This window comes from Ensifer sp. (genome assembly GCF_035999185.1).
In the GTDB taxonomy this organism is placed as follows: Bacteria; Pseudomonadota; Alphaproteobacteria; order Rhizobiales; family Rhizobiaceae; genus Ensifer.
The window spans coordinates 18,628-32,850 of the sequence record NZ_DASYHB010000200.1; the positions used below are offsets into that span (position 1 = coordinate 18,628).

General features: G+C 61.6%; 11 protein-coding genes. 3 read left to right on the forward strand and 8 right to left on the reverse strand.

Annotated features, from left to right (window positions below; all coding sequences use genetic code 11):
* The first annotated feature begins 87 nt into the window (after window positions 1–87).
* Entirely contained in the window at window positions 88–1,779 is a 1,692-nt protein-coding gene (locus VGO04_RS27250) for an amidohydrolase (protein ID WP_327499095.1), read from the forward strand.
* A gap of 321 nt (window positions 1,780–2,100) precedes the next feature.
* Here VGO04_RS27250 and kduD read toward each other — a convergent pair whose 3' ends face one another.
* The 7 genes from kduD to VGO04_RS27285 form a co-directional block, all read right to left on the reverse strand.
* Window positions 2,101–2,865, reverse strand: a complete 765-nt coding sequence (gene kduD / locus VGO04_RS27255) for a 2-dehydro-3-deoxy-D-gluconate 5-dehydrogenase KduD (protein ID WP_327499096.1) — start codon at window positions 2,863–2,865, stop codon at window positions 2,101–2,103.
* The gene (gene kduI / locus VGO04_RS27260; RefSeq protein WP_327499097.1) at window positions 2,862–3,698 is read right to left on the reverse strand and encodes a 5-dehydro-4-deoxy-D-glucuronate isomerase; all 837 of its coding nucleotides are present in this window, start codon (window positions 3,696–3,698) and stop codon (window positions 2,862–2,864) included. Before kduI ends, kduD begins: the two co-directional genes overlap by 4 nt.
* A 38-nt stretch (window positions 3,699–3,736) precedes the next feature.
* Entirely contained in the window at window positions 3,737–5,602 is a 1,866-nt protein-coding gene (locus VGO04_RS27265) for a DUF2264 domain-containing protein (protein WP_327499098.1), read from the reverse strand.
* Window positions 5,603–5,673: 71 nt separating this feature from the next.
* On the reverse strand, window positions 5,674–6,957 hold the full coding sequence (locus tag VGO04_RS27270) for an ABC transporter substrate-binding protein (protein WP_327499099.1): 1,284 nt from the start codon (window positions 6,955–6,957) through the stop codon (window positions 5,674–5,676).
* Window positions 6,958–6,998: 41 nt separating this feature from the next.
* Window positions 6,999–8,081: a sn-glycerol-3-phosphate ABC transporter ATP-binding protein UgpC gene (locus VGO04_RS27275; RefSeq protein ID WP_327499100.1), complete on the reverse strand. Its 1,083-nt coding sequence runs from the start codon at window positions 8,079–8,081 to the stop codon at window positions 6,999–7,001.
* A 32-nt stretch (window positions 8,082–8,113) separates the two neighbouring features.
* Window positions 8,114–9,007 carry a carbohydrate ABC transporter permease gene (locus VGO04_RS27280; RefSeq protein ID WP_414650607.1) on the reverse strand — a complete coding sequence of 298 codons (894 nt, stop codon included), beginning with the start codon at window positions 9,005–9,007 and terminating at the stop codon, window positions 8,114–8,116.
* Window positions 9,000–9,926: a sugar ABC transporter permease gene (locus VGO04_RS27285; RefSeq protein ID WP_327499101.1), complete on the reverse strand. Its 927-nt coding sequence runs from the start codon at window positions 9,924–9,926 to the stop codon at window positions 9,000–9,002. The genes VGO04_RS27280 and VGO04_RS27285 overlap by 8 nt, the downstream gene beginning before the upstream one ends.
* Window positions 9,927–10,068: 142 nt before the next feature.
* Between VGO04_RS27285 and VGO04_RS27290 the strand changes: the two genes are divergently transcribed.
* Both VGO04_RS27290 and VGO04_RS27295 read left to right on the forward strand, forming a co-directional pair.
* On the forward strand, window positions 10,069–11,259 hold the full coding sequence (locus VGO04_RS27290; RefSeq protein WP_327499102.1) for a hypothetical protein: 1,191 nt from the start codon (window positions 10,069–10,071) through the stop codon (window positions 11,257–11,259).
* A gap of 55 nt (window positions 11,260–11,314) precedes the next feature.
* Window positions 11,315–12,379, forward strand: coding sequence for a LacI family DNA-binding transcriptional regulator (locus tag VGO04_RS27295; protein WP_327499103.1), 1,065 nt, complete (start codon window positions 11,315–11,317; stop codon window positions 12,377–12,379).
* Between the two features lie 175 nt (window positions 12,380–12,554).
* Here VGO04_RS27295 and VGO04_RS27300 read toward each other — a convergent pair.
* A partial coding sequence (locus tag VGO04_RS27300) for an adenylate/guanylate cyclase domain-containing protein (RefSeq protein ID WP_327499104.1) occupies window positions 12,555–14,223 on the reverse strand: 1,669 nt, incomplete at its 5' end.

Here is a 14,223-nt window from a genome sequence, read left to right on the forward strand (position 1 = left end):
AATATCCCAACCAAACGAGGGCGCATCGCGAACCGACGTGCGCCCTCGTGCATCCGCAACGGCGAATTCAAGACTGGAGACCGCTCAATGTCAGCGAACCCACAGGTGCGTGCCGATACCATCATCTACAATGGTCCGATCTGGTGCGGGTACGAGGAAGGAACGGTGGAGGCCTTGGCCATATGGCAAGGCAAGGTATTGGCGACCGGCACGCGGGAACAAATATGGTCTCTGAAGGGAGATGAAACACATCTGATCAATCTACAGGGGCGCTTCGCCACGCCCGGATTGAACGACGCTCACCTCCATTTGCTTTTGGTTGGCTTGACGCTGGATTGGGTCGATGCGACGCCACAGACCGCTCCGACATTGGACCGTCTGCTCAATATCATTCGCGACAAGGCGGCCACCGTTTCTCCGGGCGCATGGATCAAAGCCCGGGGCTACGACCAAACCAAGCTTGATGTCGGGCGTCATCCGCACAAGTCGGAGCTCGACGCCGTGGCTCCCAACAATCCTGTCCTTCTTGAACGCGCATGCGGTCACGTAGCCATCTTCAACTCAAGGGCTTTCGAGCTGGCGGGCGTGGATGAAAAGACGCCAGTGCCGGACGGTGGTTTGATCGAGCAAAGAAATGGCCAATTGACGGGCATGGTAGCCGAAAATGCCCAGCAAGTCGTTCTTAAGACCATCCCAAAGCCCTCGACGGAAGAGATGATTGCCGCCATCGAGGCGGCGGGCAAGCTACTGCTTTCCTACGGCATCACCAGCGTCATGGACGCAGCGGTCGGGCAAGTTGCGGGCTTTGAGGAAATTCGGGCGTACACGCTTGCCAAGCTGCAAAAGCGCCTTCCGGTACGGACCTGGCTCGTGCTGCTCCAGGACGGTCAATCCATGGTGCAAAAATGCTACGAAGCCGGACTGGTCTCGGGCGTCGGCGATGACATGCTCACGGTCGGCGCGGTGAAGATCTTCCTCGATGGGTCCGCTGGGGGACGCACGGCCTGGATGAGCAGGCCGTATGTCGGCGAAGATGACAATGTCGGGGTCCAGATATTGCAGGATGCCGAATTGGCGGCGTTGGTACTGGATGCGCACAGCAAGGGTTATCAACTGGCCTGCCACGCGATCGGCGACGCCGCCATTGGCCAACTCATCACAGCCTATGAAAAGGCGCTCGCGGCACATCCCGATCCGGATCGAAGACACCGCATCGAGCATTGTGGTTTCTCCACACCTGAACAGCACGAGCGGATGAGAAAGGCCGGAATTTACCCCTGCCCTCAGCAAGTTTTCATCTACGACTTTGGAGATGCCTACATATCGGTTCTCGGCCCGGACCGAGCCCTGTCGAGCTATCCGTTGAAAACGTGGAAGGACCTTGGCTTCAAACCCGCCACGGGCAGCGATTCTCCCGTTTGCGATCCCAATCCCTATCCGAACATCTACTCGATGCTGACGCGCAAGACCTGCGAAGGAACAGTGATGGACGCCAGCGAGCGTGTGACTATCGAGGAAGCGCTCCAGGTCTATACGGAATACGGTGCGTTCTCGCAGAAGCTCGAACATGTCAAGGGCAAGCTGGTCCCCGGGCAAGCGGCCGATATCGCGGTGTTTTCACGCAATATGTTGATCGCGACCCCGGAAGACATCCTGAAAGACACGCGTTGCGTCATGACCCTCCTTGCAGGTGAGGTGGTGTTTGAGCGCACTGCGGACATTCGCGGTTTTGGGGAACTCGAGAAAGCACAACCCGCCCCTCGATCGGCAAATTGGTAGGCTCTTCGCGCAAGATGTCTTCGGGATTTCGACTTCCCTCCGATCGCTCGGTTCGTTCGCGACAGCGGCTATCGAGATCGGTTGATCGTAGAAGCCGAGCAGGATCCAGCACTCACCCCGCCACGTGCAGCTGTCGCCCGCGCGTTCCATCACATCGGCGAAGCATAGCCGATGTGATGGCAGGGGGGCTGCATGGCAATACCATCAAATCTGTCACCTTGATGGGAATCGAACCCGCGATTGAAACGCCGCTGCATCAACGGGACGCTATGCACCTCATGCTCGCATCAATGAACCCCCGTCTGTATTTCGCGCGTCCGCTCATCGCGCCAACCAACCCCCATCCACCGGGATAACCGCGCCATGCATGTAGCGTGATGCCGGCGCCAGCAGAAACACTGCAGCGTCGCCGATATCGTCTGGCGTGCCCCAGCGCCCCGCCGGGATGCGATCAAGGATCGCGGCGCTGCGTTCGTTGTCCGAGCGCAGCACTGCAGTGTTGTTGGAGACGATGTAACCCGGCGCGATGGCGTTGACGTTGATACCCTGACTTGCCCATTCGTTGGCGAGGATCCGGGTAACGCCGAGCAGGCCGTGTTTTGACGCGGTGTAGGAGGCAACGCGAATGCCGCCCTGGAAGGAGAGCAGCGAGGCGATGTTGACGATCCGCCCTTCCCGCCTTTCGGCAATAAGCCTGCGGCCATAGGCCTGGCTCAGGAGAAACGCCACCTTCAGGTTGAGGTCGACCACCTCGTCCCAGTCCGCCTCCGAAAGGTCGACCGAGGCGGCCCGGCGAATGATGCCGGCATTGTTGACCAATCCGTCGAGTGGGCCGCATTCCTCTGAGACACGGTCGATCAAGTGCTTGACTGCATCCCCATCAGAGAGATCGCAAGCGAGCGGTACGATGCGGCCGCCTGCCGCTTCGACCTTTTCCACCGTCTCGGCCATCGAGGAGCGCCCGACCGCGACCACTTCGCCGCCTGCCCGGCCGATCGAGACCGCTATGCCCTGACCGATCCCGGTGTTGGCACCGGTGACAAGCACGCGCTTCCCTTCGAGGCTGAAGGCGGAAAGATCGCTCATCGCAGTGTCTCCATCGGCACCGGGTCGGCGTCGGTGTAATCGACATTGTCCCCGGCCATTGCCCAGATGAAGGCGTAGTTGGAGGTGCCGCAACCGGAGTGGATCGACCAGACGGGCGAAAGCACGGCCTCCTCATTGGCCATGACGATATGGCGTGTTTCGGATGGCTCGCCGAGGAAGTGGAAGACCCGCGCCGGCTCGGGGAGATCGAAGTAGAGATAAACCTCCATGCGCCGGTCATGGATATGCGCCGGCATGGTGTTCCACACCGAGCCCTTCTTCAGTTCCGTCATGCCGACGACCAGCTGGCAGGTCTCGATCCCATTGGTGAACTGGAAGATCGAGCGCTCGTTCGATGTCTCCAGGCTGCCAAGGTCGAGGCGCTTTGCCCCGGCAATCGTCAGGAGCGCCGTTGGGAAGGTCCGGTGCGCCGGTGCCGACAACAGGTAGAATTTGGCGGGAGCTGCCCGACTGTCCGATACGAACGTCACATGCTCGCCCATGCCGACATAGATCATGTCACGCGCACCGAGCGGATGGCTCTTGCCGGAAACGACAGCGCGCCCCGGCCCGCCGATGTTGACGGCGATCAATTCGCGGCGCTCGAGAAACGCCTTCGTACCCATCGGCTTGATCGCCTCGAGCGTCAACTCGGTCTCGACCGGCATCGCCCCGCCAACCACCATGCGATCGTAGTGGGTGTAGGTGAGGTTGATGCGATCGCTCTCGAAGAGGCCGGCGATGTGAAAGTTGTGGCGCAGTTCGTCCGTCCCCATCGCGGCTGCGGCAAGTGGATCGATGGCGTGGCGGGACGAGAAATCAGAGAGCGTCATGTCAGGTCTTTCGGTCGTTGCGGGAGGATCGGTTGATGTCAGAGCGGCACGCCACGCATCAGCGTTACGGTGGTTCCCCGCTCCGAGAGGACCCTTCGGAGTGCCTCGATATCCGGCGCTGCGGGCAAGCGGGACAGTTTCCTCTCTCCATCTGCCGGGTCGCCCTGGGCTAGGACGGCGACGCCGAGCGTGCTGACGCCTGCAGCAACAGTGCCGAGCAACTGAGGAATGACCGTCTTTGCGGAAACCAGATTGGTATTCGGTGCCGCGATGTGGCAACGCCCCTTGCGAGCGATCGACGAGCCGATATCGATCACAGCCGAAAGGTCTGTCCTGGTGGTGACGACGGCGCGACGGCCATCCTGTTCACGGCGTTCGCCGGCGTCGCGTCCGATTGCAAAGCCGCCCTCAATGGTGGCGAGCGGCCGTGGTGTGTCGATCCGATGGAGCCGGACGTGAAAGTCGCCGTCCCAGTAGAGCCACGTTTCGACCGTCACATCGGCAAAGGGCCGCCAGCGCGCGTAAAGAAGGTTGTCGGCGGTCAGCGCTTGCTCGTTGGTCTCGCGCACGCGAAAGTGCACGCCGTCGTCGCTGAAGCCAATCATCGATTCGAGCACGGAATTGTCGAAGCGCCAGAGATCGTTCTCGACGCTGAAGCCATAGCGCGCCGAATAGGCGAACTTGGCGTATTTCTCCGGCGCGAAGCGGATGAAGGTGTTCTCGGCGCTGGTGTGCTGGCCGCAGGAAAGCGCAATCGCATCCCCCGGCGGATTGGCGATCAGGAAGCCAATATGGCGCTGAGCGGATAGTGCCGGCCGCGCTGGGCAGACGGTCTCGTCGCTCGCCCAGAACGGATGGTCCTCCGGCAGCATCAGCGGAAGGAAGGCCTTCAGTGCCCAGTAGGGCGATTGCGCAGAATTGTAGGGTTCCGACATGATCAGGTTGGGATAGGAGTAGCCGACGGGCATCACGCCGTCGCGCGCGGCAAAGGGTTGCTTTGCCCACCACCGCAGGTGCCGCAGGAAATATCCCTTCTGCTCGCCGAAAGGGATCGTCTCATCGCCGACGAGCGCCATGGCGCCGAAAAGGCCTGCGATGGCAAAGCGATAGGTCATCGAGCGGCCGAAGCAGAGCGCCGGCCCGTCATCGGCAAACCACCTCGCCAAATCGCCGGCAATCAACGTTGCCCGCTCACGATATCTGTTCGTCCAATCGGCACCATCGAGGGCGGCCAGGATCAGGCCGTAGAAGTGGAAGGCGAAGGGAATGTAGTGGTCGGCGCGCCGCACATCGCCATCGTGATACCAACCGTCGCCGAGATAGAAACCGTCCAGTTCGCGCCGATACTTTTCGTCGAGGCGCCTGTTGTAGTCGACACCGACATGGCTGAGCCCCATGCCGACGAGCAGCCGAAAGAACTTCCAGTTGTTGTCGCTGTATTCGCAGGCGTGACCCTTCAGCAGGTAGGCAGCGACATTGCGGCGTTCGACTTCAGACAGGGGAGCCCAGAGCTTGTGCGGCACCAGCCTCAGCGCAAAACCGATCGCCGCCAGTTCCACCAGACGCTGGCTGCGGTCGAAGCAGTCGCCCCAATATTCCGGATGTGCCGGGTCGCAGCCATTGGCGAGGCCGCGGGCGATCGGCGCCCAGTCGATCCACGTCGCACCGCCGACCTCAGCCGGCGCCAGCCCCCAGAGCAGCCGCGAATAGCCCTCCATGTCGGCGGATTCCTGGTCGAAATGCGCGGCGTGAGCATCCAGCCGGATCCGAGCGCCGCCATGAGAGCGGTATTTCTCCACCGGCTCGACCAGCGCCCTGAGCGCCGTTTCGACATCGGCGCGGCTTTTCAGTGGATTGCCTGCCCAGGGCTTGAACAGGGTTTCGGGAAAGATCGTGTCGGTCATGCCAAAGCTTCCGTTCAGACATTGCCGCGCGGGAATGGCTCCCGCGCAGCTCGGCGAAGTGGAGCGGATGCTCAGACCTTGAGGATGCGGTCGGCCGCCGAGATCAGTTCGCTGCCGGCTTCAGACGGCGTCAGTTGGCCAAAGGCGACCTTGTCGGCGAGCGGGCGGAAAACACGTTCGTCGAGCTCGCCAGCACCAAGCGGCACAGCCGGCGGATAGGTACCGACGCGGTCAGCGATGCCGTTGATATAGTCGACGGTTTTCTTCGCCGTGGCATCGATCGATGGAAGAACGGCGGCCTGCACGTCAGTGTTCACCGGCACACCCCGCTCGACCTGAAGGATCTTGCCGGCCTCCAGATCGTTGACGAAGAAGTCGATGAACTGTGCTGAAAGCTCGGGGTTCTTCGCCGTGCTGGCGATCGACCAGTGCAGGCCGGGGCGATAAAAGAGACCCGAGGGACCACCGTCAGCGCTGACCGGCAGCGACGTGATGTCGAGTGTGCTCTTGGAGATCTTCTGGAAGGCCGGCAACTGGTTGGAGAAGGCAATGGCGATGACCGCGTTGCCGGTTGCCAACGGATTGCTGTCGACCAGGACCTTGTCGAGCGCCTGAACTTCGGCGGACACGCAGCCGCCGTTCTTCGTGAGACTTTCCCAATAGCCGAACCAATCAGCGGCATCGCCAGCCTCGTAGCCAAGCTTTCCGGCCTCGGTGTAGAGCTTCTTGCCGCGCTGATGCAGAAACGCCTCGAAGGCATAGGTGTAGCGCGACGCGTTTCCGACCGCCCAGACGTTCTTCTTGCCCATCGCCTTGGTGAGGTCGATCGCGAGCTTGGCGAAGTCGTCCCATGTGGTCTTTGCCGAAGGCGGCGTTAGCCCCGCTTTCGTCACCGCATCCGTGTCGTAGATCATCGCAAAGGCGTTCAGCGAAAGCGGCATGCCGGTGACCTTGCCGTCGACCGTTCCAAGATCAAGCACGCCCGGCACCAGCTTTTCGGTGCGGATCACCTTGCCGAGGTAATCGTTGAGCGGCAGGTTGGTGGACCTGCGGCTATAGTCCGCAAAGCGGCTCGGTTCGAGCTGGAAGATATCCGGCGCATTGCCGCCGGCGATCATCGTCGTGAGCTTCGCCCAGTAGTCGCTGCCACCCACCTCGCCGACGATCTTGACTCCGGAGTGCGCAGCTTCAAAAAGCTTGGCCGCACCCAGCGTGCGTTCGGCACGGCTTGGCGTGCCCCACCAGTAGAGGCGCATGGAATCGTCCGCGAAGGCGCGGAAAGCCGGCATCGTTGCGAGCGTGGCACCGGCGCCGAAAAGTGCGGCGTTGCGCAAGAAATGGCGTCTGTTGATCATGTTCTCCTCCTCCATGATGTGTTTTGAGATCCGTTTCGAGATCAGTGGCCGATGCGATCGCCGGCCTCGTCGAACAGGTGGCAGTTCTCTACGGCAATTTGGACTTCCAGCGTGGAACCGGGGCTGATCGCGCGTTGGCCGTCGAGGGCGACCGTCAGCGACTGCCCATCGGCAAGCCGGCCATAGACGATGGTCTGGCCACCGAGATGCTCGACATGCACCACCGTCAGCGTGCCAAGTTCGAGCCCGCCGGTCCCGTCGATTCCAATGTGTTCGGGCCGCAGGCCGAGGCTGAGCTTCGCGCCGGCCGCGACACGCTCGTCGATCGGCAGCCGCGCTTGCCGGCCGGCAATGTGGACCGAAACGCCGCCATCGCGGACGTCACCAGCAACCGCATCGAGGAAATTCATCTTGGGCGAGCCGATAAATCCGGCGACGAACCGGTTGGCGGGCCGGTTGTAGATCTCGAGCGGCGTGCCGTTCTGCTCGATGACGCCGGCGCGCAAGACGACGATACGGTCGGCAAGCGTCATTGCCTCGACCTGGTCATGGGTGACGTAGATCATCGTCGCTCCGATGTCCCGGTGCAGCTTGGCAATCTCCACGCGCGTCTGGACCCGGAGCTCCGCGTCCAGGTTGGAGAGCGGCTCGTCGAACAGGAAGATCTTGGGGTCGCGCACGATCGCCCGGCCGATCGCCACGCGCTGCCGCTGGCCGCCGGAGAGCTGCTTCGGCTTGCGGTCGAGCAGATGGGTGATCTGCAGGATGTCGGCCGCCTTGCGCACGCGCTTGTCGATTTCGGGCTTCGGCATCTTTGCCGTTTCGAGGCCGAAGGACATGTTCTTGTAGACGCTCATGTGCGGGTAGAGTGCATAGGACTGGAAGACCATGGCGATCCCCCGCTCGCTCGCCGCCGTCTCGTTCATGCGCTCGCCGCCGATCGAAAGCTCCCCGCCGCTGATCGGCTCGAGGCCGGCGATCATGCGCAACAGGGTCGACTTGCCGCATCCCGACGGACCGACGAAAACCACGAACTCTCCGGAACCGATCGCCAGATCAACGCCGCGGATGATGTCGAGATTGCCAAAGCTCTTCTTGATCTTGTTCAAAGCCAGCGTCGTCATCGTTTTCGTCCCTATCTCTCAATTTCCGTGTGTCAGCGCTTCATCCCGGTTGTCGCGATGCCTTCGATCAGCAGTCGCTGGAACAGCATGAAGAGAATGAAGATCGGCAGCACCGTCAGCGTCGACATGGCAAACAGCGATCCCCAATCTGAGGTGCCGGTGGAGTCGACAAAGGTGCGAAGCCCAAGCTGTGCGGTGTATTTCTCGATGTCGTTCAGGTAGATCAGCGGCGCGAAGAAGTCGTCCCAGGTCCAGATGAACGAGAACACTGCTGCCGTCGCGAGCACGGGCGTGGAGAGGGGCAGGATCACCTTCAGGAAGATACGCAGCGGTCCGCAACCGTCCATGATCGCCGCCTCGTCGAGTTCCCGCGGGATGCCCCGGAAGAACTGCACCATCAGGAAGATGAAGAAGGCGTCGATCGCGAGGAACTTCGGCACAACGAGCGGCAGGATGGAGTTCACCCAGCCGAGCTTGAGAAACAGCACATATTGCGGGATCAGCACCGCATGCTGCGGCATCATCAACGTGCCGAGCATAAGGGTGAACCAGAAGGAGCGTCCCTTGAAACGCAGGCGCGTGAAGGCATAGGCCGCCATCGAGCAGGAAAAGAGATTGCCGACGACCACGAGCAGCGAGATGACAAGCGAATTGAAGAACATCCAGCCGAAGCTGACGCTGAGGCCGCTCCAGCCGCGACGATAGGCATCGACCGTGGGATCACTCGGGATCAGCCCGGTCGAGGTGAAGATCTCGCTGTCCGGCTTGAAGGAGCTCGCGACCATCCAGAGCAGCGGATAGAGCAGCAGGAAGCTGACCGCGACCAGCAGCGCGTAGAGCAGGGCCCGTTTCCACGGCGAGACGCCGGGCGTCGCAGCGGCGACGCCGTGTCCGATTGTGGTCGTCGAGAGAGCAGCTTCAGTCATCGTAGTGTACCCAGTACCTGGCCGTCAAAAATGACATGGCGGTGAAGAAGGCGATGATCAGCACCAGGACCCAGGCCAGCGCCGAGGCATAGCCGAAGCGGAAGTTGGTGAAGGCCTCCTGGTAGAGGTAGAGCGTGTAGAACAGCGTGGAGTCGATCGGCCCACCGGTTCCGTCGCTGATGACAAAGGCCGAGGTGAAGGCCTTGAAGGCGTCGATCGTCAAGATCACGGCATTGAAGAAGATGACGGGCGTCAGCAGCGGCAGGGTTATCTTGAAGAACTGCCGCGCCTTTCCCGCACCATCGATGCTCGCCGCCTCGTACATGTCCTGCGGGATCTGACGCAGCCCGGCGAGGAAGATGATCATCGACGAGCCGAACTGCCAGACGGCGAGAAGAACGAGCGTATAGAGTGATGTCGAAGGGTTCGAAATCCAGCTCGGGCCCTCGAAGCCGAAAAGCATGTTGAGCGCCTGATTGAGCAGGCCGTCGCCGGCAAAGACCTGCCGCCAGAGCACGGCCACGGCAACGCTGCCGCCGACCAGCGAAGGCAGGTAAAAGATCGCACGAAAGAACGAAAGGCCCTCAAGGCCCCGGTTCAGCGCCACCGCCACGGCAAGCGCAAAGATGAGTTTCAACGGCACCGACAGAAGCACGAACGTGAAGGTCACGTTCATCGCAGTCCAGAAGCGCGGATCGTCGGTGGCGATGCGCACATAATTTTCCGCGCCGACCCAGTTGGCGGCGCCAAGGCCACTGTAATCGGTCAGAGACAGATAGAATGATGCGACCGCCGGGCCGAGCGTCAGCAGAAAAAAGCCGACAAGCCACGGCGCCAGAAAGCCGTAACCCGCTAGACTGTCTCCGAATGTGAATCGGCCGCCCGCAACCGGCCTCTCCGTTGTCCCCAGTGTGGACATTGTACTTTCTCCAACCATGCCCGGCTCCTCCCGAGCATCCAACACCTATCGTCAGAAATTTTTCCCGTCAACAAAAAGTTTCGTAGTTGACGAAATTATCGTAATCAGCGAAAACTTCACGAAACCAACGTGAGGCTTATCAATGCGCATAGAACGAAACAGCTACTTCAACGCGGTCGAGATGGTCGGCCAACGCCCCAATCGCGTGCGCCATCAGCAGGCTCTTGAGCGCTGCACGGCAAAGCTGCTCCAGACAATGCCTATCATTGGGTTGCGCAATCCGAAGATCGGGCTGCCGGATCAGACCTGGAGTTTCTGCGGCCCCTATGACTGGGTCGTGAGCTTTCAAGCCGGCCAGCTCTGGCTTGCACTGCAACTGACGGGCGACGCCCGCTTCCTGAACGCTGCCCGTGCTCGCCGTTCGGTGTTTCGCGACATCTTGCGCCTTCGCGATGCCCAAGACCACGATCTCGGCTTCCAGTTTTCGCTGAGCTGCGTGGCCGAATGGCTGCTGACGGGCGACCAGGAAGCACGCGATCTCGCCGTTGAGGCAGCGGGTCGGCTGCTTGAGCGCTACCGGCCGGATGGACAATACATCCAGGCCTGGAATGCCCGCTCGATCCACGGCGGCATTCGCTCCGAATTCGTCAATGGACGCGTCATCGTCGATACGATGCAGAACCTTGCGCTGCTGCACTGGGCGCATCGCGAGACCGGCCGCTATGATTTTGCCGAAGCCGCCAACGGTCACGCCGCAACGACCTTGAAGCATCTCGTGCGTGCCGACGACACGAGCTTCCATACGTTTCTGTTCGACCCGGCCAGCGGCAAGCCGCTACGCGGCGAGACCCACCAGGGCTATGCGGACGATTCCTGCTGGTCGCGCGGCCAGGCCTGGCTGATCCATGGTTATGCGCAATGTGCAGCGACGACAGGCAACCCGGTCTTCGCCGATGCGGCCAGGCGCCTGGCGGCGAAGGCGGAAGCACTGATGGGCGATGACGACGTACCCGTCTGGGATTATTCCGTCCCGAACGCAAAGACCGCGCCGCGCGACAGCTCGGCCGGCGCGATCATGGCTGCCGGCATCTTCATTCTCGCTGGGCTCTGCGAACCCGAAGAAGCCTCGCGCTGGTACGCATTCGGCGATCGCCTGATCGGCGGCCTGCTCGACAGTTGCGACCTGACGGGCGATCCCAAGGCCGAGGGGCTGCTTGCTCATGGCGCAGCCCATGCCAGCGCCGGCTATTCCGATGCGATGCTGCCCTACGGCGACTATTATTTCATGGAGGCGTTGATGCGTTCGCTTGGGCACACGCGCTTCTTCTGGTAGTGGACGATCATGACCATGCAGCCGCCTGCCGCGGCCAGTTAGGACCTTCGTCGATATGGATGACGAATCGAACGCCCCGACACTCAAGGACATCGCCGACGCCGCGGGCGTTTCGGTCGCATCCGTATCGAAGGTGCTCAACAATCGCGGTGGCGTCGGCGACGAGAGCCGGCGCAAAATTCTCGACCATGCGGAGCGGCTGGGCTACCAGGTTCGGGCCGCACGCTCGCTGATCCGCGCGGGCGTCGAGAGTACGGTGCTGGTGATGCCGGCGCAGTTCTATGCGAGTTCGGCCTTCTACGAGGACGTCATTCAAGGCGTCCTCTCGGAGGCCAATACAAGCTCGCTTCGCATCGACGTGCGGCTCGTCTCCCTCGATGCGGAGATCGCAACCGGGGAAATCACCGACATTCTCCGCGACATCCGCCCGGGCGCCCTCGTTCTGCTCGGCATGGATCATCCCGCAATGATCGACAGGATAGTCGACAGCGGCATCCCGGCCGTCATCATCAACGGCATGGACCGCACGATGCGGCTTTCCTGTGTGCTGCCGGACAACTGGTCCGCCGGCTGGCTCGCCGCACAAAGGCTGCTTGCGGCCGGTCACCGCAAGATCATGCATGTGACGATCCCCCATCGCCTCTCGCTGCGCCGACGTCTCGAAGGTTTTCGGATCGCGTTGGAGGAGGCCGGGATCGCCTTCGATGAAGACACGCACGTCTTCGATCTTGGTCGCCTGGGCCTGCAGGAGCCCGACACCACGCCGGCGATACGGCAAGCGCTGCAGCAGGGGCGCTTCGCCGACACAACCGCATTCTTCTGCAGCACCGATCTGATTGCGATCAATGTCATGCAGGCTCTTGAGGCCGGCAACCATACGGTTCCGGATGACTTTTCCATCATCGGTGTCGATGATATCGCCATCGCCCGGCACAGCCGCCCACCGCTGACGACCATGCGGATCGATCGGGGCGAGCTTGGCCGCGCCGGCATCCAGCTCCTCCTGGAGCGGATCAACGATCCCGAAATCAATGTGCGCCGGGTTAACCTCGGCGTCCGCCTGGTGGAACGCGCCACCGTCGCAGCGCCAAGGAGCGGCCATCTCGCGAAAAGAGCGTGAGACTCAGCAGGCAGACGGACGACAAGGTCGCCCGCATGGGCCGAGAAGGCGACCGATCCGTCAAGGCAGGCCCGCAGACGGAAGATTCCGGCACTGCGATCCAGACCGCCGTTCTCCCGCAGCGCATATCCGTTGATCAAGTCTTCAAACGCGTCGGGACAGTCCCCACCCGCTGTCAGATCTCCGGCAGGCCAGCCTTTCGGAAGCCGTCGACAAAGTGGTCTCGTACAGATGCATCGCGCAGTGGCTGGGAACTGAGCCAATGGCCGATCGTGAAATGAGGGTGGGCGATCAGGAACAATTCTGCTTCTCGCCGCGCCTCCTCACGGCGGCCCAACTGCGCAAGCGTAGCAGCCAGGAATTTGCGTGAGTTGGTACGATACGTCTCTGTCCTGCGGAGTGTAGCGGTTGCCGCCTCATAGTCACCCGCAGCGTATTGCGCCTGCCCAAGATGGCAAAGATACCAGCAGGCTGGATAGGGATTGAGCCGCAGAGCTTTTTCGATCTGCGCTAGTCCATCGGCAACCCTGCCGTCGAGCACCGACATGTCGGACATGGCAGCCCAGGTGTCGGCGTGGTTGGGGTCCAGCTCAAGGGCCTTGGCGAAGGCGGCCTCCGATTCCTCCCATCGCCGCTCATAGGCCAAAATGGTCCCCAGAACGTAACGGCAGCCAGCATCGTTGGGATCCAGGTCGACCGCTTCCTGGGCGAACGTCGCCGCCATTTGACGGTTGGGATCTTCGGGCTCGCCGAAATGAGTCCAGGCAAGCCAACGGTTATACGCGAGCAGGCCGAGCGCCTCGGCATAGGATGGCTCGAGTTCAACCGCGCGCTGGAGCAGTATGTAGGCCTCACGCTCAGTTTGCGGCGACTCTTCCGTCAGCAGGCGCGCGCGCACACACAGATCGTACGCCTCAAAATTCGTCGGCCGCTTGCGTTGCGTCGGGATGGTCAGCCGGCCGACGAGGGCCTCGACAATCTTGGTGTTAACTTCATCCTGCAATTCGAAAACATCTTCCACCGTCCTGTCAAAACGGTCGGCCCACACGTGCTGGCCGCCAAGCGCGTCGATCAATTGGGCATTGATGCGGACCCGGCCCTTTGCACGTCGGGCGCTTCCCTCAAGCACGTAGCGCACGCCGAGTTCCTGGGCGACCAGCCGTACGTCGACCGGCTTGTCCTTGTAGCCGTGCACGGAATTGCGCGCGATGACGAACAGGCCAGCCGTACGGGAAAGGTCGGTGATCAGGTCTTCGGTCAAGCCGTCGACGAAAGATGCGTCCGCTTCATCCCCACTCATATTGGTGAACGGCAAGACAGCGATCGAGGGACATTCGGGCAGCGGCAATGTGCTTTGAAGCGCGTCCGGCCAATGCCACACGTGGACCGGGCGAGTGAGGTTCTTGAGGTACCGTTCGCCTGCATCAAAGAACCGGTCGCCGATCTTGCCGACGATCTCGCCGTGAACTTTGCCTGAAATGCAGATACCTCCCGGCGCGGCCTGCGTCTCGAGGCGTGCCGCGACATTGACGCCGTCACCGAGGACGTCTGAACCGTCGTCAATGACATCTCCGAGATTGACGCCGACACGCAAAAGCAGGTTTCGGTCTCGGGAAGCCTCAGTGGTGGCCCGTTGCATTTCCAACGCTGCTGCGACCGCATCCACCGCGCTACCGAATTCGATTAGGAAGCCGTCGCCCATGACCTTGATGATGCGACCTTGGTGCCGCATCACAGCCGGCTCGATGACGCCAGAACGGAGTTCCCTGAGGTCCGCCAGCGTTGCGACCTCATCAGCCTCCATCAGGCGTGAATATCCCACCACATCGGCAACGACGATGGCG